The 25,301-nt window shown below is 63.0% G+C and carries 21 protein-coding genes; 11 read left to right on the top strand and 10 right to left on the bottom strand.

Annotated features, from left to right (window positions below):
* Positions 1-385 precede the first annotated feature (385 nt).
* Both ABSB13_RS11770 and argS read right to left on the bottom strand, forming a co-directional pair.
* Complete coding sequence (locus ABSB13_RS11770; protein WP_428108574.1) at positions 386-1,069, bottom strand: SPOR domain-containing protein; 684 nt, start codon at positions 1,067-1,069, stop codon at positions 386-388.
* 14 nt (positions 1,070-1,083) lie between these two features.
* A complete protein-coding gene (gene argS / locus ABSB13_RS11765) occupies positions 1,084-2,760 on the bottom strand; it encodes an arginine--tRNA ligase (protein WP_428108571.1) in 1,677 nt (558 codons plus the stop codon).
* A 123-nt stretch (positions 2,761-2,883) separates the two neighbouring features.
* Here argS and ABSB13_RS11760 point away from each other — a divergent pair, with 123 nt between their 5' ends.
* A complete protein-coding gene (locus tag ABSB13_RS11760) occupies positions 2,884-3,405 on the top strand; it encodes a hypothetical protein (protein ID WP_428108568.1) in 522 nt (173 codons plus the stop codon).
* Here ABSB13_RS11760 and ABSB13_RS11755 read toward each other — a convergent pair.
* Positions 3,402-3,710 (bottom strand): hypothetical protein, encoded by a 309-nt coding sequence (locus tag ABSB13_RS11755; protein WP_428108565.1) that lies wholly within the window; start codon positions 3,708-3,710, stop codon positions 3,402-3,404. The two genes, ABSB13_RS11760 and ABSB13_RS11755, sit on opposite strands and share 4 nt — an antisense overlap.
* Before the next feature lie 102 nt (positions 3,711-3,812).
* Here ABSB13_RS11755 and ABSB13_RS11750 point away from each other — a divergent pair, with 102 nt between their 5' ends.
* A complete protein-coding gene (locus ABSB13_RS11750) occupies positions 3,813-4,454 on the top strand; it encodes a YIP1 family protein (protein WP_428108562.1) in 642 nt (213 codons plus the stop codon).
* A 4-nt stretch (positions 4,455-4,458) separates the two neighbouring features.
* Here the strand turns inward: ABSB13_RS11750 and recD2 are convergent, their stop codons facing one another.
* Positions 4,459-6,630: an SF1B family DNA helicase RecD2 gene (gene recD2, locus ABSB13_RS11745; RefSeq protein WP_428108560.1), complete on the bottom strand. Its 2,172-nt coding sequence runs from the start codon at positions 6,628-6,630 to the stop codon at positions 4,459-4,461.
* An 80-nt stretch (positions 6,631-6,710) separates the two neighbouring features.
* A complete protein-coding gene (locus ABSB13_RS11740; RefSeq protein WP_428108558.1) occupies positions 6,711-8,102 on the bottom strand; it encodes an MATE family efflux transporter in 1,392 nt (463 codons plus the stop codon).
* A 140-nt stretch (positions 8,103-8,242) separates the two neighbouring features.
* Between ABSB13_RS11740 and ABSB13_RS11735 the strand changes: the two genes are divergently transcribed.
* The gene (locus ABSB13_RS11735; RefSeq protein WP_428108555.1) at positions 8,243-9,730 is read left to right on the top strand and encodes a glycosyltransferase family 39 protein; all 1,488 of its coding nucleotides are present in this window, start codon (positions 8,243-8,245) and stop codon (positions 9,728-9,730) included.
* A 75-nt stretch (positions 9,731-9,805) separates the two neighbouring features.
* Here the strand turns inward: ABSB13_RS11735 and ABSB13_RS11730 are convergent, their stop codons facing one another.
* Positions 9,806-10,708 carry a bifunctional 5,10-methylenetetrahydrofolate dehydrogenase/5,10-methenyltetrahydrofolate cyclohydrolase gene (locus tag ABSB13_RS11730; RefSeq protein ID WP_428108552.1) on the bottom strand — a complete coding sequence of 301 codons (903 nt, stop codon included), beginning with the start codon at positions 10,706-10,708 and terminating at the stop codon, positions 9,806-9,808.
* Between the two features lie 130 nt (positions 10,709-10,838).
* Here ABSB13_RS11730 and gcvT point away from each other — a divergent pair, with 130 nt between their 5' ends.
* From gcvT to gcvPB, 3 genes are read left to right on the top strand one after another with little or no spacing between them, the layout of a single operon-like run.
* Complete coding sequence (gcvT, locus tag ABSB13_RS11725; RefSeq protein WP_428108550.1) at positions 10,839-11,972, top strand: glycine cleavage system aminomethyltransferase GcvT; 1,134 nt, start codon at positions 10,839-10,841, stop codon at positions 11,970-11,972.
* Positions 11,973-12,024: 52 nt separating this feature from the next.
* Positions 12,025-13,365, top strand: coding sequence for an aminomethyl-transferring glycine dehydrogenase subunit GcvPA (gene gcvPA, locus ABSB13_RS11720; protein ID WP_428108548.1), 1,341 nt, complete (start codon positions 12,025-12,027; stop codon positions 13,363-13,365).
* Positions 13,365-14,891 carry an aminomethyl-transferring glycine dehydrogenase subunit GcvPB gene (gcvPB, locus tag ABSB13_RS11715; RefSeq protein WP_428108545.1) on the top strand — a complete coding sequence of 509 codons (1,527 nt, stop codon included), beginning with the start codon at positions 13,365-13,367 and terminating at the stop codon, positions 14,889-14,891. The genes gcvPA and gcvPB overlap by 1 nt, the downstream gene beginning before the upstream one ends.
* A gap of 9 nt (positions 14,892-14,900) precedes the next feature.
* Here the strand turns inward: gcvPB and mobA are convergent, their stop codons facing one another.
* Entirely contained in the window at positions 14,901-15,518 is a 618-nt protein-coding gene (gene mobA, locus ABSB13_RS11710) for a molybdenum cofactor guanylyltransferase (RefSeq protein ID WP_428108542.1), read from the bottom strand.
* A gap of 48 nt (positions 15,519-15,566) precedes the next feature.
* Positions 15,567-16,193 carry an esterase/lipase family protein gene (locus tag ABSB13_RS11705; RefSeq protein ID WP_428108539.1) on the bottom strand — a complete coding sequence of 209 codons (627 nt, stop codon included), beginning with the start codon at positions 16,191-16,193 and terminating at the stop codon, positions 15,567-15,569.
* A gap of 174 nt (positions 16,194-16,367) precedes the next feature.
* On the opposite strand from ABSB13_RS11705, the gene ABSB13_RS11700 reads away from it, so the two are divergent.
* Complete coding sequence (locus ABSB13_RS11700; RefSeq protein ID WP_428108537.1) at positions 16,368-17,249, top strand: SDR family NAD(P)-dependent oxidoreductase; 882 nt, start codon at positions 16,368-16,370, stop codon at positions 17,247-17,249.
* Positions 17,250-17,264: 15 nt separating this feature from the next.
* Here the strand turns inward: ABSB13_RS11700 and ABSB13_RS11695 are convergent, their stop codons facing one another.
* Positions 17,265-18,023, bottom strand: a complete 759-nt coding sequence (locus ABSB13_RS11695; RefSeq protein WP_428108534.1) for a hypothetical protein — start codon at positions 18,021-18,023, stop codon at positions 17,265-17,267.
* An 84-nt stretch (positions 18,024-18,107) separates the two neighbouring features.
* A complete protein-coding gene (locus ABSB13_RS11690; protein WP_428108531.1) occupies positions 18,108-19,622 on the bottom strand; it encodes an aldehyde dehydrogenase family protein in 1,515 nt (504 codons plus the stop codon).
* A gap of 242 nt (positions 19,623-19,864) precedes the next feature.
* Between ABSB13_RS11690 and mutS the strand changes: the two genes are divergently transcribed.
* The 4 genes from mutS to ABSB13_RS11670 form a co-directional block, all read left to right on the top strand.
* Positions 19,865-22,441, top strand: coding sequence for a DNA mismatch repair protein MutS (gene mutS, locus ABSB13_RS11685; protein WP_428108528.1), 2,577 nt, complete (start codon positions 19,865-19,867; stop codon positions 22,439-22,441).
* 297 nt (positions 22,442-22,738) lie between these two features.
* A complete protein-coding gene (locus ABSB13_RS11680) occupies positions 22,739-23,215 on the top strand; it encodes a CPBP family intramembrane glutamic endopeptidase (RefSeq protein WP_428108526.1) in 477 nt (158 codons plus the stop codon).
* 66 nt (positions 23,216-23,281) lie between these two features.
* The gene (locus ABSB13_RS11675; protein ID WP_428108523.1) at positions 23,282-24,556 is read left to right on the top strand and encodes an N-acetylmuramoyl-L-alanine amidase family protein; all 1,275 of its coding nucleotides are present in this window, start codon (positions 23,282-23,284) and stop codon (positions 24,554-24,556) included.
* The coding region (locus ABSB13_RS11670; protein WP_428108521.1) for a [protein-PII] uridylyltransferase family protein at positions 24,553-25,301 on the top strand (749 nt) is incomplete at its 3' end. The genes ABSB13_RS11675 and ABSB13_RS11670, both read left to right, overlap by 4 nt.

Below are 25,301 nucleotides of genomic sequence, written 5' to 3'. Positions count from 1 at the left end.
CCAAGCCATCGAAGCGAACGTCCGCTGCTCACTCATCACTCCACCTCCGCACCCATCCATCGATCAACTTCATTCTACCTATATCGATCTACCTATATCGATCGACTTGTGCAGAGGTTCCCTAGTGTGGTGTCCCGTAAATAAATTGAAGAACAAAGCCCTAAGCCCTAACCCCTAACCCCTAGCCCCTTCCCCAAAAAGAATGGGGAAGGGGAACAGAAAAATCCTTTGGTGAATTCCGCCGTCCTATCCCCCTGGCCCCCTTTCCGGGCCGGAAAGGGGGAACCTGACCAGTGAGTCCCTTGGCTGGTCGTACCTGAATGAACCAGAACATTTTGAAGATATTTGCAGGGCACAACACTAGATCACTACCCGGGCGGCGGGATCAGTGCGAGGTCGTGTAGGCTTGGCGGTACTGCTCGCGGAGTTTGTTCTGCGCGGCATTCGCTTCGTCGGCGCTGGCGTAGGGCCCGATTCGAACGCGGTACCAGGTCTGCCCGTTGAGCGCGACCTTAATCTCCTGCGCATTGTAACCAAGCGTCTTGAGCCGCGAGACCATCTCGTCCGCCCCGCTCTTGTCCATCACGGCTTCGATCTGGATGTTGTACGGCTTCGCGCCGGGAGCAACGCCGCGGGCCGATCCGGTGGGAGCGGAGGCCGTTTCTGAATCTTCGTCGGATTCGTTCTCATTGCCGGGCGCGGGAGGACTGACCGCAGGCGCCTCGGGAAGCGGTCTCACGCGCGCGACGGTGGCAGGCGAGGTGCGCGCAGCCGGCGATATCTCGCCGACGGCGGGCGCGGGCGGTTTGACGGGGAGCGATGGCGGTACAGCCGCAAGCGATGGCGACGCGACGGCCGCGGATGACATCTCAGGCACGGGCGCGGGCTTTTCGCCGGGCGCGGGGGGACTCGGCAGCGGGTAGGTCGAGGAGATTTGATTCAAGTCGGGTTGGCTCTGCCGGGCCATCTCGTAGCCCGCGACCAATCCGAGCGCGAAGACCGCGCCCGACAGCCCGACCAATCCGAGTAAAATTAGAAACCAGCCGCCCGCCCTGACTTCGAATCGCATCCCGTTCTCGTTCCTCACATCCGCTCGGGAGCGCTCACCCCGAGCAACTCGAGTCCGCCCGCGATCGCATCCTTGAGAATCCCCGCCATGAACATCCGCGCCAAACTGAGTTCGCGATCCGGCCCGATTATACGACTGGAGGGCTTGTTGTAGTAGCGATGGAACTCGCCGGCCAGCTCGAGCAGATAGAACGGAATCCGATGCGGCTCGAGCGCCTCGGCCGCCGCGGACATGACCTCGGGTAGTCCAACCGCTCGCTTGGCGAGATCGAGTTCCTCGGCGCCGAGCAAATTGAGATCGATGGCCGACTGATCCGCGGGGAGCATCAGGCCCTTGGCCGCGCCCTCGCGAAAGATACTCGCCAGGCGCGCGTGCGCATACTGGACGTAAAAGACGGGATTCTCGGGCGCCTGCTTTTTGGCGAGTTCGAGATCGAAGTCGAGCTGGCTGTCGGACTTGCGGAACAGAAAGAAAAATCGCACCACGTCGGCGCCGACCTCGTCGATCAACTCGTCGAGCGTGACGTAGGTCGCCTTGCGCGTGGACATCTTGACCTTTTCGCCGCCGCGCGTGAGCGTGACGAACTGGTAGATGATCGCGCTGATGGGCGTGGTGTCGTAGCCGAGCGCCTTGACGGCAGCGATGACCTGCTGATGCTCGGCGATATGATCGGCGCCGAACACGTCCACGATCAGATCGAAGCCGCGCTTGAGCTTCTCGATGTGATAGGCGATGTCGGGGGTGCGATAGGTCGGCTGGCGGTCGGGGCCGGAGCGCACCAGCACGGCGTCCTTGGGAAGTCCGAGCGGCTCGCCGCGCAGCCAGATGGCGCCGTCCTTTTCGACGGTGAGATCGTGGTCGTGCAGCGCCTTGAGGACGGCGTCAACCTTTCCGCTGCTGAAGAGATCGAGCTCGTTGGTATAGACGTCGAAGCGAATCCCCAGGCGCGTGCAAGTCTGGTTGATGTCGGCGAAGATGGCTTTGACGGCCGCCTCGCGAAACTCGTCGAGGCCGGTAACCGACACGAGCGCGTCGCCGCGCCTGGCTTTCAGAGCGCGCGCGATGTCAAGGATGTACTCGCCCTGGTAGCCGTCCTGGGGCAGCGGTGCGTCGATGCCGTGCTCCTGGAGATATCGCGCGCGGACCGATTCGCCGAGCAACTTCATCTGGCGGCCGCCGTCGTTGAAATAATATTCACGCGTGACGTCGAAGCCCGCCGCCTCGTAGAGGCGCGCGATGGTGTCGCCGAGCACGGCGTTGCGGCCGTGGCCGACGGTCACGGGTCCGGTGGGATTGGCGGAGAGAAACTCGACCTGGACTTTTTTTCCAGCCCCCGGACGCAGCTCCCACGGCCGCGGCTTCCAGAACGCGCGACCGGCGCCCACGGCGCGGCGCATCTCGGAGTGCCAGTAAGCGGGCGACATTTTGAAATTGATGAAGCCGGGGCCGGCGACCGAGACCTCGCTGACTTCCGCGGGCATCGCGACCTGCGACTTGATAATTTCCGCGATCGCGCGCGGCGGCTTTCGCTCGGGCTTGGCAAGCGTCAGCGCGACGTTCGAGGCGACGTCGCCGTGGGCGGAGTCGCGGGGCGCTTCGATCCCGATGGCAGGAATGCCGGCGCTCAACTGACCCGCGGCGCGCGCGCGCTCGATTGCGTCGCGAAGAATGGAAACGATCAGTTCTTTCATCTGTGAAGCCGTGGATGCGTGCAGCAATCGTGTCAGATAGACGCCGCGATGTTAAGGCGCGCGGCGTGCGGCTTGACGATCGCGGCGGCGCGATGCGAACCTGACGGCGCGAGGCGATAGCTCATGGCCCTGTCAGGGACGCAATGGAAAATGCCCCCGCTGGTGAAAGTGTACGAAGCGCTCGGGGCGATTGGCGACGGCCGGGTACGAATCGAGGACGGCCGGCGGGCGACGGTGGTGTCGTCGGACGAGTCGAAAACTTACGAAGTGGAGACCTCGGCGGACGGGCGAGAGATCGCGTCGAACGACAACGCGTCGTACTGGCAGGGCTACGTCGGCTATCCGGCAATCGCGGTGCTGATCGCGCGCGGGTTTTATCGTCCACCGGCAAACGTGACCGACGCGCTGGCGGGAGTCGCATGGAAGGAACTCAATGGCAAGTTCAAAAACGACTGGGCCAGGACGATCGCGGAAGTCGAGAAGGCACTGGAGCAGGCCGGGCACGATCCCGACGCGGTGCGATCGGAAGCCGAAGCCGTACTGAGCTTTCTTCGCGAGCTGCAACCGGTGCATGGCAAGCGCATCCCCCCACCGGCCGAAAAGCCGGCCGCCAAGAGCCGCCAGCAGACCCCGACCGGAAACTAGTTGCAGACCGCGTTTACCGACACGGTGTACGACTGCACGATTAGGAAATCGCGCATGCTGAGCTCGGTGGTCACTCCGGACACTTTGCCGGTGGCGCAGTTGCTTAGCAGGTTGGCAAGCGCGGTCTGCGTGAGCCCTTGCGGGGCGACCAGACGAAGGAATCCGAGATCGCTGGCGCTCGAGCTGATGGGGTTACCGGCGCCGGCGCGATCGGAGATCGCACTGGATTCAACGACGACGCATCCGTAGGCCTGCACGCAGGCTGCAAGCAACGCAGCGAGAATTATCGAGCTGATCGGTTTCATCGTTGCGATGGTAATTCGCATCGTGAAACTGAGTCAATCGCACTGTTGCGTGGTGTGGCAAGATGCTAGCGTGGCGGAATTCGCAGCGGGACGGGGGTTTCGATGGCGAACGGGGCCGGCGGATCGATCGCACCTTTTTTCACGATATGGACTGAACCGCGCGCGACCATTCGGCGCATCGTGGATACCGATCCGACGCGCAACGTAATCGCGCTCGCAGCCTTCGGGTCGGGGATCAGCGCGCTGTCGGGCCAGTGGTCGAAGGCGTTTGCCAACAACGCCAATCTGTCGGTCTTGTGGCCGCTGTGGGTCGCCGTCATCGTCGCATTCTGGGCGGCGCTGGGAGTTCTCTCTCTGTACATTGGCAGCGTGGTATTAAAATGGTCGGGAAGCCTGCTCGGCGGCGTCGCGAGCCGAGTCGAAGTGCGGGCCGCGATGGCATGGTCGCAGGTGCCTGCGATCGCCGCCGGGATCGTGCTGCTGGTCGCGGTGCTGATGGGCGTGCCGGTGCCGCTTCAGAGACATGTTCCGCTTTCGCAAATCGATCCCGCGTTTTACAAGATCATGGTCGCTGAAGGCGTGCTCGGATTCTGGGGGTTCATCATCTCGCTGAAGTGTCTCGGCGAGGTGCATCGATTCTCGGCGTGGCGCGCGCTGGCCGCGACCCTGATACCGGGGCTCATCGCGCTGGTGCTCATCGGTTTCTTCGTCTTCGCATTCGGTCGCCTATCGGGACATCACTGATCAATCAGTTCACGTGCAGTCGCGCTGCCAGGCGCGAGAAGCGCAGCCGCTCGTCCTGATTGCGCACCGCCTGCTGCAACGCGCTCCTGGTCCCGACCAGCACGCATACCCGCTCGGCGCGCGTGATCGCGGTGTAGAGCAGATTGCGGCGCAGCATCAGGTAGTGACTCGAATGTATCGGCATCACGATCGCGGGATACTGGCTGCCCTGGCTCTTATGCACTGAAATTGCGTAGGCGAGCGCCAGTTCGTCTAGGTCCGACAGGTCGTATTCGGCGCGGGTGTCTTCGAACGCGACGCTCACGCGCGCCTTGTCCGAGTCGATCGCGAGAATCCGGCCGATCGATCCGTTGAAGACGTCCTTGTCGTAATTGTTGCGCAACTGGATAACGCGATCGCCCTCGCGAAACACGCGATCGCCGGCGCGGAGTTCGCGTCCCGAGGGATTGAGCAGGCTTTGCAGTTCGCGATTGAGGATGTGCGTGCCGAGCGGACCGCGATTCATCGGCGTCAGCACCTGGATTTCGCGCGGGTCGTTTATTCCGAATCGTCCAATCAGCCGCTGCTGCACGAGCTGCTTGATCGTCGCCAGCACGTCCTCGGCGGCGTTGCGCTCGAAGAAAAAAAAGTCGCCTTCGGGGGCATTGGAGATATCCGGGAATTCACCGCGATTGAGACGATGCGCGTTGGCGACTATCAGGCTGCGGCGCGCCTGTCGATAAACCTCCTGCAATTGCACGACCGGCACGAAGTCGGACGCGATCACGTCCTTGAGGACGCTGCCGGGGCCAACCGACGGAAGTTGATCGCGATCGCCGACCAGCAGCAGCGAGCAATTCGGCATCAGCGCGGATAGCAGGCTGGAGGCGAGCTCGAGGTCCATCATCGAGGCTTCATCGATGATCAGATAGTTGGTGCGGAGCGGAAATTCCTTGCCGCGGACAAAGCCGCCGCTCTCGGGGGAGTATTCGAGCAGCCGATGAATGGTCTTTGCGTCGCGGCCTGATGCCTCCTGGAGCCGGCGAGCCGCGCGCCCGGTCGGTGCGGCAAGCGTCGGCTTCAAACCGACCTCGGCCAGCGCTGCCAGCAGCGAGCGCAGCAAGGTCGTCTTGCCGGTGCCGGGACCGCCGGTGATAACGGTGACGCGGCTGGCCAGGGCGCATCGGAGCGCGCTCTTTTGTTCGGGCGACAGGTCGAGTTCAGAGCTTCGCACCGCCGCGTCCAGGGCGCGCTGGATCAGCTCCTTGTTCATCCCGCGGCCTGCGTTCAATTCCGCGATTCGCCGCGCGACGTTCACTTCGGCCTCGTGCAAGCGCGCGAGATAGACGGCGGTGTGATCGTCGGCTTCTTCGACGATCACCTCGCCGGTTGCGGCCAGCTCATTGACGGCCGCGCGCGCGAGCTCGGGCTCCATCTCGAGCGCGGAACGGAACTGGCCTTCGAGATACTCGAAGGGCGAATAGACGTGGCCCTCATCGGACATGCGCTCGAGGATGTATAAAACCGCGGCGCGGGCGCGCTGGATCGAGTTGCGCGGGATGGCGAGTTTCTCCGCGACGGCGTCGGCGGTGCGAAATCCGATGCCGTGAATGGTGCGTGCGAGTACATATGGATCGCGTCGTACGACCTCGAGCGCATCCTTGCCGTAGAACTTGTGGATGCGCCGCGCGTGCGAGGCAGCCAGGCCGTGCCCGCGCAGAAAGACCGTCAGCTCGCGCAGCCCGGACGAGTCGCGCCATGCAGCCGCGATTGCCCGCGTGACCGGGGCTCCGATGCCAGGGACTTCGCGCATGCGTTCGGGCGCGTTGTCGAGCACCTCGCCGAGCGAGTCTCCGAAATGTTCGGCGATTCGCCGCGCAAGCGCGGGGCCGATGCCCTTTATTTCCGAAGCGAGGTAGCGTTCGAGCGCGACCGCTCCGGCGGGCCGCACCGTTTCGAAATCGACTACGTGAAACTGATCGCCATAGGTCTTGTGCTGTTCGAAGCCGCCTTGAGCGCGGATGGTCGAGCCAACTTCCAGACCGGAGAGATTGCCAACGATGGTGACGCGGCGCAGCTCGCCATGCTCGCCGGCAACGACCACGACCGCGACCGAATAGCCATTTTTTTCGTTGACGAACAGGACCTGATCGAGGGTACCCTCCAGCGTCTCGGCCGCTTGATGCGCTTGTGCCACGGAAAGAGGATTACGCGCGGCGCGCGCCGCGTCCAGTTGATGGCGATGGGAGCGTCAACAGGCGCCGGCGAAATCAGACTTCAAACTTCGATCGTTTCCCACTTGCCGCTCTGGAAGCGCCAGACTTTCACCGTCGAGCGAACGACGTAGTCGGCGAGCAGCGACCACCAGATCCAGATGATGCTGCCGCCGTGGTACCAAATGAGAATCGTAAGGAAGAGCCTCATTCCGTAAAAGCCCGCTATCGAACCGTAAAGGGGAAACTGCGAATCGCCGGCCCCGCGCAGTGCGCCGGTGATCGTCCAATCGATCGCCATCAGCGGTTGCGCGGCCGCGAGCGCGTACATGAACTGTGCGGTGTAATCGATGACCTGTTTATCGTCGATGAAGAGCGCCGCGATCTGATGGGCAAAGATCATAAACAACAGGCCCATAGCGGTCATCAGCACCATCGCCATCCCGGTCGATTCCCATCCGGCCTTGCGCGAGAACTTCGGGTCGTGCGCGCCGAGGCCCTGCCCCACCAGCGTCGCGGAGGCGGCCGAGAATCCGAAGCCGGGCAGGAATGACAGCGCCAGGATTCGTACGCCGATGAAATATGCGGCGATTTCCTTGGCGCCGTACCGCGCGACGAATCCGACGTAGGCGACGAAGCCGAACTGGATCAACAATTGTTCGATGGCGGCGGGATTGCCGACACTGAGGATTCGCCTGCCGAGGCCGAGGTCGGGCCATAGCCTCTCCCATCGGAAGTTGAGCACCATCCCGTCGATCGAGAGCGCGTAGAAGAACAAAATCCCGCCGAAGGCAATCGCGAGCAAGGTCGCCACCGCCGAGCCGTCCACGCCGAGCACGGGAAATCCGAGCTTGCCGAAGATGAGCACGTAGTTGAGGAAGATTGCGAGCACGTCGATGATACCGCCGATCCACAGCGGCGTGCGCGTGTCACCTGCGCCGCGCAACGCTGACGCGCACATCAGAAAGATCCCCTGGAACGGCTCCGACAGCATCACGACCTGCAGGTATCGCGCACCCATCTCGGCCATCTCGCCCTTGACCTGGAACAATTTGATCAGCGGATGGGCGAAAATGATGACGGGAATCGCGATGATCGTCGAAACCAGTACGCCGAAAACGACGGACTGCTTGAGCACTTCCTCGGCGTTGTCCCGATCGTTCGCACCGATATAACGCGCGACCAGCGCGACAGTGCCGGTACCGACCGCCGCAATGCCGGCGCGCACCGCACCCAGGATTTGCATGGCAAGCCCGACCGCGCCGACTGCGTTCGCGCCGAGCCGTCCCACCATCAGCATCGAAGAGAGGCCGAGAATCGAATCGAGTCCAAACGAAAGAATCACGGGCCACGCGAGCGCCCATACCTCGAAGCGGATCCGCTCGATCGGCGGCAGGGTCATCGCGGTCCCGCGCTGTGCACCGACTTCGGGAACCGACTCGAGAAACTCGGACATGATTGTGAACAGTTACGTCAGCACCAGGCGTGAGAGTCAATGGACTGCGCAGGGGCGGCCTGGCCTGCGCGAACAAAGGGAGATCGTGCACGCTCGCGAAATCCGCTATATCTCGCACAGGGGCGGACAGGGGAATCCCGATGAGTGAAGCCGGGTCTGCAACCATCGAATCGTCGTCCGGCGATAGAGCGTCGCGCCGGCCGCTTGAAATTTTCGCGGCGATCTTCGTCGCCGCCGGATTGATCTACTCGTTTCATCTTGGCACCAACGCGCTCGGCGCGAGCGAAGCGTTTAGCGCATGGTCGGCGGCAAAGCCGGGAGTCGCAGCAATCGCACAAACGCCGGTACTGCAAGAGCCCGGAAAATTTCTCTTCTACTACGCCGCACTGCATTACTACACGCGGATTTTCGGGCTGAGTGAGATTTCGCTGCGCTCGATGTCGGTGATCTTTTCGCTGGCGACGCTGGCGCTGGTGTTCGCGCTCGGCTGCGAAATGTTCGACGAGAGCACGGCGCTGGCGGCAGCCGCGATATGGGCATTCAACCCGTTCGCCGTAGCGTTCGCGCACACGGCGCGAATGTACCCGATGCTCATCGCGATCGCGCTGGCTCATCTGCTGACGCTGCTGCGAGTGCGCTCCCGGCCCGGCATCATGGGCGCCGTCGGCTGCGGAATTCTGGGCGCTGCGATGCCCTACACGCACATGGCCGGGCTCCTGATTCTCGGTGCGGAAGCCGCGATCCTGCTGCGCGATCTCTCACGCGGCAGACGCGATACGATCGCGTGGATGGCGATAATTCTCGCGGGCGTTTTGTTCGTCCCCTACATCCCCTACGCGATTCGACAGAGTCAGCAAATGATTTATGGCCAATGGCTGGACTACCTGGGGCCCGCTTACAACTACCCGCTTGCGGTTAAAGCGGCGGCCGCGCTGGTCGCGGCTTCAGTGACCTTGTGGCTGGTATTCGGCCGCGCAGTGGAACGAGACCGCGACGAACCGATTCGAGCGCTGGTGGCGTGGATCGGACTGCCGGCGCTGGCATTCATCGTCGGGTCGGTAATCCTGCATCCGATGCTCAATCTGCGCTACCTGTCGCCGGGGCTTGCGGCGTCGTCGTTGCTGATTGCGGCGGTCATCGGCGCGGCGAGCATCAAGTGGCGCAATCTTCTGGCGGCAGGCTTCGTGGTGGCGTGCTTGCTCATGCTGCCGTTCGCGCAGTCCAAGCCGCAGCCGTGGCGAGATCTGGCGGGGCAAGTAACGGCAGGCGGTGCATCGGAACCGGTCTTCTTTGAATCGGGGTTCGTTTCGAACGAAAATACGGCAAACGTCCCCAATGGTGGATTTCCATTTGGCTTTTACTCAGCTCCATTCAATTACTACTTCAAGGGAACCAACCCGCGAATAGCTATTCCGGGATATGACCCTGACACAGCTCGATTGACTATTGAGGAGCGGGTGTCATCTGCGGGCGGTGGATGGCTGGTGAGTTGGAAGGATAGCAACGCGGTAATCTCCGAACTCCCCGATCCGAAGCGCTTCAGAGTGGTCGAGAAATTCCGCGGCGACCGTCTCATGTTTTACCGGATCACACCTGCGGGTAGGGGTGACCCCTACTCCCACCGCTAAGGCCGCGCTCCGTTGTCGCGCGCGGCCCCTGCCAACGGCTTAATACTGCGCGGCGCGCGCACAGCCAGAATCGTTTCAGACGGAGTAGGTGGCGCGTTGCAAGCCGAGCTGGTAGCGCGCCGCGTCGATCAGGTTCTGCATCAGCGCAAGCACGGTCATGGGACCGGTGCCGCCCGGATTGAGCGTAATCCATCCCGCGACTTCCTTCACGGCTTCGAAATCCACATCGCCGATGAACCTGCCGGGACCGACGCGTCTGAAGCCAACGTCAATCACGCAGGCGCCCGGCTTCACCATATCCGCCGTGATCAGATAGGGCCGGCCGGTGTCGGCGCCGACGCACGGGATGAGGATGTCGGCCTCGCGGCAAATCACGGCGAGATCGCGCGTGTGGCGATGGCACCAGGTAACCGTCGCGTTGCGCAGCCGCCCGCCGAGAATCAGCGCGGTCGGCTTGCCGGCGATATCGCTGCGCCCGATAACCACCGCGCGCGCACCCTCGGTGGGCACCCGGTAGTAGTCGAGCAAGGTCAGCACGCCGCGGGGAGTGCACGGGATGAAGCGTCCCCACTGACCGCGATAAAAGCCCCCGACGCTGGACGCGCCGATGGCGTCGAGATCCTTCTCGGGCGCAATCGCGTCGAACAGGCGGAAGCGATCGACCCAATCGGGGATCGGCAACTGGAGCAGTATCGCATTGACGCGCGCATCGGCGTTGAGTTCCGCGATCACGCTGAGCAACGCGTCGGTGGCCGCCTCCGCCGACGGCATCCGCACCGTGCGGCTGTCGCATCCAAGTTCGCCGGCCACGCGCTGTTTGTTCTTTACGTATTGGCGTGAGGCAGGATCGTCGCCGACCAGGATCGCCGCCAGCGATGGCGTGCATCCGGACTCGCGCTTGAGCTCGTCGACGTGGGCGCGCAACTCCGGCATCAGATGCGCGCTCAGCGCCCGGCCATCCATGATGATTGCAGCCATCGGGTATCAGTCGATTATAGCACCCGATCGCGCCGAGCAAGCCGCTGTGGACAGAAGCCGGGCGGTTGTTGGCAAATCACGCGCGGCTGTCTCGTTCGCCTCAAACGTGTCTGTTAAGATTTTCCCGCTGATGAATGCGCCCAAGCGCACTGTTTTGTTCGACCTTCACCAAAAACTCGGCGCACGGATGACGGTTTTCGGTGGTTTCGAGATGCCCGTGAGTTACAGCGGGATTATCGAGGAGCATCTTGCGGTCCGCAATTCGGCGGGGATTTTCGATCTGAGTCATATGGGTGAATTTGAAATCAGCGGACCGCACGCCCTGGGGACAATCGAGCGGGCGTTCACCAATTCCGCGGCGCGGCTCAGGCAAGGCCACGCGCAGTACACGATTATGTGCGCGGAGGACGGCGGAACGATCGACGACTTGATCGTGTACCGACTCGGAGCGCAGCGCTACATGCTCTGCGTCAACGCATCCAACATCGATACAGATCGCGAATGGATCGCGGAACTCAACGGCGGGCGGGCGAAGTTCGAAGACGTAAGCGGCGCCACCGCGCTGGTCGCGGTTCAGGGACCGCAGGCCGTCGCGATATTGGCAGCGCTGGCGGAGTTTCCAATCGCCAACGTCGCGCGTTTCGGCGTCGCCGAGGGACTAATCGCGGGAATCAGCTGCATTGCGGCACGCACCGGCTACACGGGCGAAGATGGCTTCGAGCTGTTCGTGGAAAACGCCGGCGCTCGCCAATTGTTCGAAGCAATTCTCGACGCCGGCGCCGGCACCTGCGCCAAACCGATCGGGCTGGGCGCGCGTGACACACTGCGGCTCGAAGCCGGGCTGCCGCTGTACGGTCACGAACTCGATCGCAATTCGTCGCCGCTTGAAGCGGGACTGGCGGCCTTCGTAAAGCTGGGCCGTCCGTTCATCGGCGCAGCCGCACTTGCCGCGCAACGCGACCAGGGGCTGAAAAAAACCTTGGTCGGGCTCCAGACCGACGACGGCAGGATGGTCGCGCGCCAGGGCTACCGGGTGATTCGAAACGGCGATGAGGCCGGCGTGGTGACGAGCGGGACGTTCGCGCCGTCGATTCAACGACCGATCGCGATGGCATACCTGGCGGCCGCAGGGGCGAAAAATCCGCCCGCCGTGGGCGAATCTCTCGAAGTTGAAATTCGCGCACGCAAGACCCGGGCGACCATCGTGCCGCGACCGTTCTATCGGCGCAATGAGCCGCCTGCGGCATCAGCTGCGCGTGTATGATTGAATTGTTGGTTGAAGTGGAGGCGAAGGACAAGTTGATTCAATGAGATTCATGCCACAAACCGAGAGCGATGTCGCGGCGATGCTCGAGACGATCGGCGCAAAGCATCTTGATGACCTGATCGCGCATGTGCCGGCGAGCCTGCGCGCGAGCGCGACAATCAATCTCGAGCGCGGGCGCAGCGAAGCGGAGGTAGTCCGCGAGATTTCAGCGCTGGCGGCTCGCAACACGGGGGCGTCGGGTTTCTTAAGCTTCCTGGGCGCCGGCTACTACCGCCATTACGTGCCCGCCGCGGTGCGCGCCGTCATCGCACGCGCCGAGTTCGCGACCAGCTATACGCCGTACCAGGCCGAGGCGAGCCAGGGGACCACGCAGGCGATTTTCGAGTTCCAGACGCTGATCACGCAACTCACCGCGATGGAAGTCGCCAACGCCAGCATGTACGACGGCGCGTCCGCCGCAGCCGAGGCGGTTCTGATGGCGCGACGGTCGATGCCCAAGCGCGGGGTCGTCGCACTCTCGCGAGCGCTGTGGCCGGAGTATCGCGCGACCATTCGCACCTACCTCAGTGCCCTCGATGAACTCGACATCGTCGAGGTTCCGTTTGACGACGCGACCGGCGCGACCGACTTATCCGCGCTCGATCGTATCGCCAACGATCGCCTGCTGTGCATGGTCACCGGCTATCCCAACGCGCTCGGCATAATCGAGCCGCTTGGCGCGATCGCTCAAATGACGCATCGCGCGGGAGGGCTGGCGATTTCCGCCACTGCCGAGGGCATCGCGCTGGGCCTGCTTCGCGCACCGGGCGAACTCGGCGTCGATATCGCGGTCGGCGAGGGTCAAAGTTTCGGGCTGCCGCTTCAATTCGGCGGACCCGGCGTTGGCTTCATGGCCGCGCGGCTGACGCATCTGCGCCAGATGCCCGGCCGGTTGGTGGGACAGACTCGCGATCGTGACGGTCGCCGCGCGTTTTGCCTGACGCTCAACACGCGCGAGCAGCATATCCGCCGCGAACGAGCGACCTCGAACATCTGCACCAATCATTCTCTGTGTGCGCTGGCCGCGACGGTCTATCTCTCACTGATGGGCCGGGCTGGACTGCGCGACCTCGCGGAGCGAAACGTCGAGTTGGCGCATCAAGCGGCCGCGGTGCTGGAGGCTGCGGGCATCCGCCGGCGCTTTTCGGGGCCGTTCTTCAACGAATTCACATTGAAGCTTGCAAACCCTTCGGCCGCTCTGGAAGCGGCGGAGCGCAGGCAAATCCTTGCCGGCGTCGCACTCGGCAGCGATTATTCCGAACTCTCCGACGCGCTCCTGGTTTCGGTCACCGAAATGAATCGCGACGACGAGTTCAGCCGGCTTGCGGCGGCAATTGCGGAGGTGCGGTGATGGCAAGTGCGGGCAGAATCGGCCCGGTCGCGGTCCCTGAAACTTCTTCGACACCCCACCAGATCGAGCCGGTGGCGGGTGTGCCGCTTATTTTCGAACTTTCATCCGAAGGTCGCCGCGCAACGGACCTGTCGCCGCGTGCCGCCGGCGAGCGCCGCGGCGCTGAAATCATCGGCGTCGAGCTTTGCCGCAAGGATCTTCCGGGCTTTCCCGAACTCAGCGAGCCGCAGGTGCTCCGGCATTTCCTGCGTCTGTCGCAGCTCAACTTCGCGCAGGCGCTCCAGTTCTACCCGCTTGGTTCGTGCACGATGAAGTACAACCCCGTGGTAAACGACGAGCTGGCAGCGCTTCCGGGGCTGGCTGGACTGCATCCCGCGACCCCGGCGCATCTTGCCCAGGGCGCGCTCAAACTGCTCGCGCGGATGGAAGCGGCGCTCGCGGAGATCACCGGGATGGACGCGGTGTCGCTGCATCCCGCGGCCGGTGCGCAAGGCGAGTTGACGGGGCTGCTGATGGTCCGCGCGTATCATCGCAAGCGCGGCGAAGTGCGGCACAAGGTGATCATCCCGGATACCTCGCACGGCACCAATCCGGCCAGCTGCACGCTGGCGGGTTTCGAAGTGATCGTCGCGAAATCGAACCGGCGCGGCTACCTGGAAGCGGCCGAGGTTCGCCGGCTGGTGAGCGACGACGTGGCCGCGATGATGGTGACGAATCCAAACACGCTGGGAATTTTCGAGCCGGAGATCCAGGATATCGCGGCGGCATTGCATGAGCGCGGCGCGATGCTCTACCTCGACGGCGCGAACATGAACGCACTGCTCGGCGTTGCGAAGCCCGGACACATGGGCGCGGATATCGTCCAACTGAACTTGCACAAGAGTTTTTCGACTCCGCACGGCGGTGGCGGGCCGGGCGCAGGACCGGTCGCGGTGAAAAAGCATCTCGAGCCGTTCCTCCCGATGCCGCGCTTGAAGCATTCCGGCGCGGGCTATGAATTCGACGCCGAGCGGCCGGATTCGATCGGACGGATGCGATCGTTTCACAACAATTTCGGAATGATCGTGCGCGCCTACGCGTACATCCTCGCGCTCGGCGGCGACGGTCTGGGGATGGCGAGCCGGCTGGCGATCCTCGGTGCGAATTACCTGCGCAAGCGGCTTCAACCGCACTTTCCGAGCGCGACCGGCGAGCCCTCGATGCATGAATGCGTGCTCTCGCACGACCTGGAAAAGCGCGCCGATGTGAGCACGCTCGAAATCGCCAAGCGCCTGCTCGATTTCGGAATCCATCCGCCGACGATTTATTTCCCGCTGGTGGTGCCGGGCGCGCTGATGATTGAACCGACCGAGACCGAGAGCAAGGAAATCCTGGACAGCTTCGTCGATGCGATGGAACGGATCTACGACGAAGCGTTGAACGATCCTGAGCGCGTCAAAAACGCGCCACAGACCTTGCCGGTCTCGCGCGTGGACGAGGCCGGGGCCGCGCGCCACCCGATTCTAAGGTGGGAGAAGAAAGCGTAGCGACGGGATTCATTTGGCCAGCCCCGCGATCTTGAGTGCGCGCTGGTAGTCGTCGGGAGCGTTCAGGTTTAAGAAACTATGCAGCTGTGGATCGAGAACGAGAAGATCGCTCTCAGAAATCCGCATCGTATTGACCGCATCGGCGATCGCAATCAGACGCGACTCTCCCCGGATGCCAAGCGCCGCGAGCGCGCTGGCGCATCGCTTGCGATACGCGGCGTGCAGCGGTTGCAGCTTTTTACCGACGATTGGAATCGCAGCGTCGAAGTCACCAAGCATCGCGACGATCGCCGCCGCGACATCGGAATCGAGCAGCGGCAGATCGCATGAACACGCGAACGCGACTTCGTTGCTGACAGCGTCGAGGCCGCGCCGGAGCGCATCCAGGGGTCCCTGATACGCGGTCTCGTCGCGCACTATTTTTATCGCCGGGAGATCCATTTGAAGCGAATCCTCAGACTCGGGGGCCGCGACGACTACGATCTCCGCAAAGCGACGCTTCAGTTCGGAGATAATTCTCGTCAGGATCGGGACACCGCCGAAATCGAGAGCCGCTTTGGGCCGGCCCATCCGGGAACTGCGCCCTCCCGCAAGCACGATTGCACTGGCGGCAACGATCGAACTCATGGCGCGGAGTCTAACAACAAAATCCGCGGCAATCGTGGCATCGCAACACTATTGCGCCGCGGCGCTGTGCTCTGGCGCGCGATTTGCGCGCAGCTCGGCGCCGATGATCCGCAGAGCCTCGGGATGAAAGATCAGTGCGAGATGCCCGACCTCGGGAAGCCGCACGATCCGCGCGAACGCGGCGCGAGTAATCAACGCCTCGACCGGCGCCGGCACGACGGGGTCGTCATCGCCGAAAATTCCGATCTCGCGGGGACTCCGTTGGCCGTACGAATACGGCGAGCCGAGCGTAACGAGCGATCGTACCGCAGCTTTTGGCGCGCCAGCCGCGTAGCGCCGGGCTACGGTGCCGCCCAGGCTGTGGCCGATCAGATGAGCGCCCTTTGCGCCGGATTTTTCCTCGACGATACGCCCGAGCTGCGCGGCTGAATCGCCGATCGACTGCCATCGCGGGTACTCGAGGTATGACACGTTGTCGAATCCCACCAGCCGCAGGTACGCTGCAAGCGCCAACAGGTTGGAGCGGCTGCCGCCAAATCCGTGGATGAGGATCACGGGCTCGCTGATCGGCGCGGAGAAATATGGCTCGCCCATTTTGACCAGCCAATCCAGTGGATACGAGCCGATCAATGCGCCGGCAGCGGCGATTTCAGCAATGACAGTTCTTGAGTTCACTACCTTCGGTATTCCCGCGTCGCACCCTGAAACTAAGGTTAATCACGGCGTATCGCCTCGGCAACCCGCCTTGGCGGGGGTTTGCGCCTGCGCGTGGCAGCGGCGCACAATGCCGAAAACGCGACGCCCCCACCATCAGTTTCATGTCACGGCGCCCAGATCGAGGTGACGGTTATGAGCGAAGCCAAGCGGCAATCCAAAGGACCGGTGCGCGGATACTTCTTCGACAAATCGGTGGTCGTAACCGGGGCGTCGAGCGGAATCGGCCATGGCGTCGCGCTTGCGTTCGGCGAACAAGGGGCGCAGGTTGCGCTGCTGGCACGCCGGCGCGCGCAACTCGAAGAACTCGCGCAAAAGATCAACAAGGCAGGCGGCAAGGCGCTCGCACTCGATTGCGACGTGACCGATCGCGCGCGCGTATTGTGGGCGATAGAGCAGGTTAAAGAAGCATTCGGCGGAGTTGACATCCTGATCAACTCGGCGGGATTGCTCCTGTCGGATCCGGTCGAACAGATGCGCCCCGAAGACCTGGAAAAGATGATGGCGGTAAACGTCTTCGGCGCGCTCAATGCGATGCAGGCGGTGCTGCCCGTGATGCGCAAAGCCAACTCGGGCAGCATCGTGAACATCTCGTCGCTGGCAGGACGCCGCGGCGTCAGTCCGCTCGGCGGCTACAGCTCGACCAAGTTCGCGCTGGTGGGGATGACGGAAGCTCTGCGCATCGAGTTGTTCAATACCGGGATAAAAGTCTCGCTGGTGATGCCCGGAGTGATCGACACGCCCATGGCGCGCGATGCGCTCAAGCACGATTCGCTCAAAGGCGTATCCACCATGATGGCGATGCCGGCGCGATGGGTGACGTGGGCGGTGCTGGCGGCGGCCGCGTTCGGGCTGACGGAAGTGGACGTTCCTCCCGGCGCCGCAGTCGTGGAGAAGCTCGCGTCGTTGTTCCCGGGCGTCACCGACGCGTTGCTGAGCGTCGGCACCGGTATCATGCGCCGCGCGGGAGCGCTTATGGGCGGCTCGGACCAGCCGGAGCACAAAGCAAAGCGCTGATGGTGTAGCAATACCCTACATAAAGTATGGCTTCGCCAGCTCGTCGAATTTGCCGTACATCAGCCAGACCCGCACGTTGAATGCGTGTGGATGCTGGACGGGCGCGCGGCCTACCGTCTTGAGCCCGAGCTGTTTGTACATCTCGTAAAGCGGCTCGACCGGATTGGTGATTAACAACTTCGGACGGCGCGAAAAGACAAACAACCGCGCGGTGTCCGACATCATCCTGACCAGGCCCTTGCCCTGGTAGTTCGGGTCCACCACCATCCCGCCGAACTCGAACACTTCCGACGCGAGCATCCCCTTGAACAACTGCGGCGGATACAGATGGCCCAGCGTCAGCGGCGCGTCCGCCAGGCATCGCGCCCAGAACGCGCCAAGCAGCGGAGGGCGCCGTTGCTCGTTGCCCAAACCCACCGCGTAGAGCCCAAAATGGATCGCAAGCGGCCACAGCAGCGCGTGCACGCGCTTTTCCTGTACGTTCAGCGTGCTCCAGGTCCGCTTGTGCAGCGCGGCGAGCTCGCGCAAACCCAGCGCAGTGCCGATCGGACGAACTTCGAGCCGCCCTTCGAGGGCAGAATGCGTCGGCGGACGCAGCCGCGAAGATTCAGGCTCCCGCGGTTTGGTCGTGGCCTTTACATCCGGGGCTTCGGCGCTCGATTGTTCGGTCAGCATCGCGATGGAATTTGCGGGATTGATTGTCTGACGGGCGCGACGCGGCGCTCGCGACGAAACCGTCGCCTCCATCGCGTCGTCGTTCCTGTCGGCCGCCATCAGTGAACCCCGCTGCGCCGCCGGATCTCCGGCGGCGCCGATTGCACACCATCCACTTAATGCCGCCCCAATCCTATCGCTCGACTATCCGATCCTGGCGTAAACCGATTTGATCTGCGTGTACAGATCGATCGCGTACTTGCCCAGTTCGCGGCCGAAACCCGACTGCTTGTAGCCGCCGAACGGAGAGATCGGATCGAGAATGCCGTAGGTGTTGATCCAGACCGTGCCGGCCTTGAGCTTGCGCGCGACCGTGAGAGCGCGGTTGATATCCTTGGTCCACACGGCGGCGGCCAACCCGTAATTCGTGTCATTGCCTTGTAAGACGACGTCGGTCTCGTCCTTGAACGGGATCGCCGACGCGACGGGGCCAAAAATCTCCTCGCGCGCGATCTTCATCTGGTTGTTCACGCCGGTGAAAACCGTCGGCTGGATGAAGTATCCGGCTTCCTGCTTGCCCGGCTCGCCGCCAATCTTGGCCTTCGCGCCCTCTGCCTTGCCGGCCTTCAAATATCCCTTGACGCGATCGTGCTGTTCCTTGGAAACCAGGGGACCCATGCGGGTATTGGGGTCCAGCGGATTGCCGAGCGTCAAGGTGCCGGCCATCTGCGACAGCGATTCGGTGAACTGATCGTACACGCTTTCCTGCACGAACACGCGCGAGCCGGCGCAACAGACCTGGCCCTGGTTCAGAAAGATGCCCAGCGCCGAGCCAAACACCGCAGACGGCATGTCAGCGTCGGGGAAAATGATGTTCGGCGACTTGCCGCCGAGCTCGAGCGATACCCGCTTCAAGTTGCCGGCGGAGGCTTTCAGGATGATCTTGCCGACCTCGGTCGAACCGGTGAAGGCGACCTTGTCGATATCGGGATGCTCGGCGATCGAGCTTCCCGCGCCGGGGCCAAAGCCGGTGATGATTTGCACGACGCCTTCGGGCAATCCGGCCTCGCAAATAAGCTCGCCGAGGCGAATCGCCGTCAGCGGAGTCTGCTCGGCGGGCTTGAGGATGACGACGTTGCCGCATGCGAGCGCGGGCGCAATCTTCCACGCCGCCATCAGCAGCGGGAAATTCCACGGTATGATCTGTCCGCACACACCGACCGGCTCGCGCAACGTGTAGTTGAACATCGAGGGATCGGACGGATTGGTCTCGCCGTAAATCTTGGTCGCGAAGCCCGCGTAGTAGCGGAAGGTCTCGGCGGCGCCGGGGATGTCTATGTTGGCGGACTCGAACAGGGGCTTGCCGTTGTCGAGCGTCTCGAGCTCGGCGAGCTCGGCGGCATTCGCGTCGATCAGGTCGGCGATCTTGAGCAGGATTCGGGTGCGCGCATGCGGAGTCAGATTCGCCCATCTGAAGTCCTCGAAGGCCTTGCGCGCGTACTTGACGGCCTCGTCCACGTCGGCCTTGTCACCCTCGGCAACCAGCGCCAGGACTTGCTCGTTAGCCGGGTTGAGGGTCTCGAAAGTTTTGCCGGATTTCGACGGCACCCATTTGCCGTTGATGAGAAGTTTCTTGGGCGAGCTCTTGAGAAACTCAAGCGCTGCGCTCGACTTGGCGCCGCGAGTGGCTGATTCCAATGACGCTGATGCTGATGCCATCTTTACCTAATCTCCTGTCGGTGATTTGTCGCCGTGTGCCGGCCGCAACGACTGCCCTGCGGCAACGGACATAGCGGCCGGTACAAAACCTGATTAACACTCGCACTCTAGTAAATCGAGATGTGTTCGGCAAAGCGAAAAGTCGACGCCTGCCGCTTGCTATTGCGAACTCGCTGGACGCGCCTTCCATGCTGTTTTGCCCATTTCGTCCGCCACGGCTATTGTGGACCGCAATCGCATCAGTGGCAGTCAAGCAAACACCCCTCATCGCGCAGTATCTGAGCGTCAAGCAGCGCGTCCCCGACGCGATCCTTTTCTTCCGCCTCGGAGACTTTTACGAGATGTTCTTCGAGGACGCCGAAGTCGGCGCGCGCGTGCTCGACATCCAGCTCACCTCGCGCAACAAGGACGGCGTGCCGCTGTGCGGCGTGCCGTACCATTCCGCGGAACCGTACATCGCCAAACTGCTGAAAGCCGGCCACAAGGTCGCCATCTGCGAGCAGGGCGCGCCCGACGCCGGGTCTCCCAAGCTGATGCCGCGGCAAATAGTCCGCGTGATCACGCCCGGAACCGTGGGCGAGGAGATGGTGCTGACCGCCGCCGAGAAGAGTTACCTGGTCGCGGTCACGAGTGCCCAGGACGCCGGCTTCGCGCTGGTATCGCTCGACGTCTCGACGGGCGAGTTTCTCGCCACGCAGGTTCGCGAGGCCGCCGCGCTGCGCGAGGAAATCGCGCGAATCGCGCCGCGTGAAATCGTGGTTACCGGGCAAGACGGCGAGTTGGGCGCGCTGCTGAAGGACTTGAACTGTCCCGTGACGACGCTCGATCGTGAATCGTACAGCGCCGAGCGGGCGATCGCGGCGTTCTCGAATCGTTTCGCGGCCGCCGCCGTCGATCTCCACGAATCGATCGCACGCGCGGCGGGAATCGCACTGCTCTATGTCGAAAGCACCTTCGGCCACGACCTGGCCCATCTCGAAGCGCCGCGTCTTTACCGGATCGCCGAGTACATGCTGGTGGACGAGACCACGCGGCGTCATCTCGAACTCGTCGCTTCGACTGACGGCGCGCGCAAGGGCTCGTTGCTGTCGATTCTCGACGAAAGCCTGACCGCATCCGGCGCGCGCACGCTGGGCAACTGGATCACCTATCCGCTGCTCGCGCTCGACGCGATCCACGCGCGCCACGACGCCGTCGAAGAGCTGTTCGATGCCGACCTGGGCGGCGCGCTGGCCGAGTCCCTGAAACGAATCGGCGATCTCGAGCGGCTGGCGGGACGAATCGGCGCGATGCGCGCGTCGCCGAGGGATTGTTTGCGCCTGGCGGACGCGCTCAAGGCGGACGAGTCACTGAAAAAAGCGATGGGCGCGTTCAAGAGCCAGCTTATCCGCGAGCAGGCTGCGCGGATCTCGCCGATGCCCGCGATTGCGGCGCAAATCGCGGCGACGATATCCGACGAGCCTCCGGTCAATCCCCGCGACGGCAACGTGATTCGTCCGGGGCTCAGCGCCGAGGTTGACGAATTGCGCAGCCTGGCGTCCGGCGCGCGTGGCGTAATCGCGAAGTTGGAGGCGACAGAGCGCGAGCGCACCGCAATCGCGTCGCTCAAGGTGCGCTACAACAATATCTTCGGCTACTACATCGAGGTCACCAAGCCCAATCTGGAGCGGGTGCCCGCCGACTACGAGCGCAAGCAAACGCTGGTCAGCGCCGAGCGCTTCACCACGCCCGCGCTCAAGGAACTCGAGCGCAAAATCCTGACGGCGGAATCGGGGCTCAAGGAACTCGAACTGCAGATTTTCACAAAGCTGCTTCGCGACTTGCAGTCGCACGCCGCCACGATACTGGAAACCGCTCGCGCCGTGGGCGAATTCGACGCGATCATGTCGCTGGCGAAAGTCGCGCGGCGCCGCGGCTACGTGCGTCCCACGATCAACACCGGCCTTCGGATTCGAGTGCGCGACGGACGCCATCCCGTGCTCGAAGCCGGGATGCGCGCGGGCGAGTTCGTGCCCAACGACCTCGACGCCGAGCCCGACACGCGCCAAATCCTGTTGATCACCGGTCCCAACATGGCCGGCAAATCGACCTACCTGCGCCAGGTCGCGCTGATCGCGATCATGGCGCAAATCGGCAGCTTCGTTCCCGCCGCCGAGGCGACTATCGGGCTAATCGATCGCGTACTGACGCGAATCGGCGCGCGCGACGAACTGCGCCGCGGCGAGTCCACCTTCATGGTCGAGATGAGCGAGACGGCGCGCCTGCTCAAGGGACTGTCGGAGCGCAGCCTGCTGCTGCTCGACGAGGTCGGCCGCGGCACCAGCACCTTCGACGGGCTTGCGATCGCGTGGGCGGTAGCCGAATACCTGCACGATCAGACCCGCGCCAAGGTGCTGTTCGCAACCCACTTCCACGAACTGACCGATCTCGCGCGCGAGCGTCCGCGGGTCAAGAACCTGAGCATGGCGGTGCGCGAATGGGGCGCCGAGGTGATTTTCCTGCGCCGGGTTATCGAGCAGCCGTCGTCGCGAAGTTACGGTATCGAGGTGGCGCGGCTGGCGGGAATCCCGGATTCGATCATCAGCCGCGCGCGGGAAATCCTTGCCAACCTCGAGCAGGGCGAACTGGATGAAGCCGGGATGCCGCGAATCGCGCGTGATCGGCGCGCCACCAATCCGCCGTCTCAGCTCGGTTTGTTCTCGCCACGAGACGAACGCGTCCTCGATGAAATCCGCGCCCTCGACGTCGAGCGGATGACCCCGATGGACGCGCTGAACGCGCTCGCGCGTCTGGCCGCGCGCCTCAAGAAGGAGGGGTGAGCAGGGGTTACCTTTTTTTTGGTGTCATTCTAGAGCGAAGCGAAGAATCCCGGCTCCGGCATCGCGAAATGGCAGTCAAATTCTTGAGAAGTGGTCGGATATGGTGCTGTGCTGCTGGGGTTTTTGCGAAAACGTTTCACGTGAAACGTTTTTTAGTTCAGGAGAACGAATCGCGAAGCAGGAGTCACCCCTGCCATTGGTTCCTATACCCTGGTTGCGCTGGTTGGTAATAGTGCTTGGATGCAAGCGCTAGGACTCAGCACCTCCGTATCCTGGCTCTCGACGATTGGATTTGCCGTGGCATGGCTGGCGTTAATGTTGGCCTATAGCCCATTAGCGGACCGGCTGGCGACCCGATGGGTTGATAAGCCACCAACCTTGGACGCGTTTCGCGCGCTGCAGCAATCCGGAACCAAACTCTTGATCGGGATTGTAGTGGCTTGGGTCCTCGGGGGATTTTTGGAGGAGCTCATCTTCCGTGGGATCATCCTTCAATCGATAAGAGCATTCGTGTCGGCCTGGCTGGCCGCGCCGATGGCAACCGGCATCGCGATATGTGGCGCCGCAGTAGGAGCAGGGCTGATTCACTTATACCAAGGTCTGCGAGCCGCGATCATCATAACTCAGCTCTCAGTTCTATTTGGCCTGCTATTTGTCGTAAGCCGCTACAACCTGTGGGCTGTCATCTTGTGCCATGGGCTGTATGACACGGTCGCGCTCGTCAGGTTTGCCAACAAGAAATCTAACTACTCAAGACTTGACGGCGATTCGTAGCCGACGGGGGGCGTGGCGATCGGTTTCACCAGCGGCTATTCTTGGATGCTGGGTAGGGTTGCGGTGATGCGGAGAATGATGGCGGTTGCGGTCGCGGCGGCGACGATTGGCGCGATGGTTGTCCCAGTCGTGGCGGGCACCGGCCTTTCCGCGTCAGCGTTGACTTCCGCGCGAATCGAGCATCGCGGCCCGACTCTCGAAATCCATTTCGGATTCAGCGGCCCCGCTCCACCACTCGATCTCAGCACCCACGGGATCGAACTGTGGGTCGAGCTCGGGCGCATGCCAATCGCGATCCCTCCGCGCCCGCTGTTCGGCTATGAAACGGCGCCAATTGCGAGTGTGCGCGCGATCGAGTCGGCCGGCGGCAGGTCGCGAATTATCATCGAGGTTATAGGCAAGGCCGACTACGCGATCGCGCGGTTCAAAAACAGAAATGAAATAGTGTTGCGGGTCGCGTCCGCGGGCGCGGACCCGAATATCGCGGCCCCGATTATCGTTCATGACGACGCCCCGCGCGGTCCCGCTGCGCCGGTCGCGCGCACCGTCGCATTCGCGCCCGCGCCGAAGCCTCGTCCCGAATCTCGCGCGCAACCAATCGCGCCCGCGCCCGCGAATGTGAGTGAAGACAATCGTCAGCCGGGTCATTTTCTGGTGATGATCGATCCGGGTCACGGCGGCTATGATCCCGGCACGCAATCGTCGGCCGGCGCAGTGGAGAAGGACCTCGCTCTCCAAATCGCGACGCGCCTGAAAGCCGCTCTGGAAGCCCGCGGCATCCGCGCCGAGCTGACGCGCTCAAGCGACGTGTTCATCAGCCTGGCGGAGCGCACGCGAATTGCAAATCGCGCCGGTGCGGACCTGTTCGTTTCAATCCACCTCAATTCGAGTCCGAATACCGGCACCACGGGAATCGAAGTCTATTACCTGAATAACACCACCGACCGGGCGACGATTCGGCTGGCGCGAATGGAGAACGCCGGCGCGGGAGGCTATGGCGCACCGGACGCCTCCAACTTAAACTACATCCTGACCGACTTGCGCCAGAACTATAAGGCGTCGGAAGCGGCCTCTGTGGCCAGGATGATCGACGCGCAGGCGGTCGCCGATCTCGATGCCGGATTTGGACTGAACGTGAACGCGCTGGGAGCGAAGATGGGACCCTTTTACGTGCTGGTCGGTGCGCATATGCCGGCCGTGCTGGTCGAATGCGGCTTCATGTCGAATGCCGGCGAAGCCGCGCGGCTCAAGTCGGCGGATTACCAGAACGTGCTCGCGGGCGCGGTCGCCACCGCGGTAGCGCATTACTTCAACGCCGATCTGGCGGTAGGAAATCTGTGAGCCTGGTCACGGGTGCGAATCGCGCCGAGCCTGTGCCAAATCCCGAGTCTTCGCCGCGCGGCCAGGCGGCCATCCTCGCGCAATTCACCGCGAGCAAGACGCCCGGCGCGATTGCCCGCGCCTATCTCGAATCGATCCGCGCCGAGCTCGCCCAGCGCCATTTCGCCGGCGCGAGCGGCAGCGAGATCGTGACCGCGATGACGGTGGCGATTGACGATCTTCTGCGCGCGCTTTTCTGTTATGCGGACGCGGAACATGGCCGGCGATTTACCAAGCTCAACCAGAAACTTGCGGTGGTCGCCCGCGGCGGCTACGGGCGCGGTGAACTGAACCCGCAATCCGACGTCGATCTGCTGTTTCTGCACGATTACAAGCGCGGTCCTTACGCCGAGATAGTCACCGAATTAATGTTGCACGCGCTTTGGGACGCAGGTCTCACGATCGGACAAGGGGTTCGCTCGGCCAAAGAATGCGTGCGGCTGGCGAACGGGGACCTGAAGGAAGAAACCGCGCTCCTCGACGCGCGGTTCTTATGCGGCGACGAAACGCTTTACGCCGATCTCGACAAGCTGCTGGTCGCCGACGTCCTCAATCGCAACCAGGACAAGTTCTTCGCCACCAAGCTCGAAGAAAGCCGCAAACGTCACGCCCAGTACGGCGATTCGATTTACCTGCTCGAGCCTCAGATCAAGGAAGGCGAAGGCGGGCTGCGCGATCTTCACACCGCGATGTGGCTGGCCAAGGT

This window comes from Binatus sp. (SeqCode), from assembly GCF_050013435.1.
Classification (GTDB): domain Bacteria; phylum Desulfobacterota; class Binatia; order Binatales; family Binataceae; genus Binatus.
Note: the sequence above shows the minus strand (reverse complement) of the source record. Positions and strands in the feature narration are given on the sequence as shown.

Coding starts and splice junctions, on each gene's coding strand:
- ABSB13_RS11770 (WP_428108574.1), bottom strand. CDS start 1,069: ATGCGATTCGAAGTCAGGGCGGGCGGCTGGTTTCTAATTTTACTCGGA.
- argS (WP_428108571.1), bottom strand. CDS start 2,760: ATGAAAGAACTGATCGTTTCCATTCTTCGCGACGCAATCGAGCGCGCG.
- ABSB13_RS11760 (WP_428108568.1), top strand. CDS start 2,884: ATGGCCCTGTCAGGGACGCAATGGAAAATGCCCCCGCTGGTGAAAGTG.
- ABSB13_RS11755 (WP_428108565.1), bottom strand. CDS start 3,710: ATGAAACCGATCAGCTCGATAATTCTCGCTGCGTTGCTTGCAGCCTGC.
- ABSB13_RS11750 (WP_428108562.1), top strand. CDS start 3,813: ATGGCGAACGGGGCCGGCGGATCGATCGCACCTTTTTTCACGATATGG.
- ABSB13_RS11740 (WP_428108558.1), bottom strand. CDS start 8,102: ATGTCCGAGTTTCTCGAGTCGGTTCCCGAAGTCGGTGCACAGCGCGGG.
- ABSB13_RS11735 (WP_428108555.1), top strand. CDS start 8,243: ATGAGTGAAGCCGGGTCTGCAACCATCGAATCGTCGTCCGGCGATAGA.
- ABSB13_RS11730 (WP_428108552.1), bottom strand. CDS start 10,708: ATGGCTGCAATCATCATGGATGGCCGGGCGCTGAGCGCGCATCTGATG.
- gcvT (WP_428108550.1), top strand. CDS start 10,839: ATGAATGCGCCCAAGCGCACTGTTTTGTTCGACCTTCACCAAAAACTC.
- gcvPA (WP_428108548.1), top strand. CDS start 12,025: ATGCCACAAACCGAGAGCGATGTCGCGGCGATGCTCGAGACGATCGGC.
- gcvPB (WP_428108545.1), top strand. CDS start 13,365: ATGGCAAGTGCGGGCAGAATCGGCCCGGTCGCGGTCCCTGAAACTTCT.
- mobA (WP_428108542.1), bottom strand. CDS start 15,518: ATGAGTTCGATCGTTGCCGCCAGTGCAATCGTGCTTGCGGGAGGGCGC.
- ABSB13_RS11700 (WP_428108537.1), top strand. CDS start 16,368: ATGAGCGAAGCCAAGCGGCAATCCAAAGGACCGGTGCGCGGATACTTC.
- ABSB13_RS11695 (WP_428108534.1), bottom strand. CDS start 18,023: ATGGCGGCCGACAGGAACGACGACGCGATGGAGGCGACGGTTTCGTCG.
- ABSB13_RS11690 (WP_428108531.1), bottom strand. CDS start 19,622: ATGGCATCAGCATCAGCGTCATTGGAATCAGCCACTCGCGGCGCCAAG.
- ABSB13_RS11675 (WP_428108523.1), top strand. CDS start 23,282: ATGCGGAGAATGATGGCGGTTGCGGTCGCGGCGGCGACGATTGGCGCG.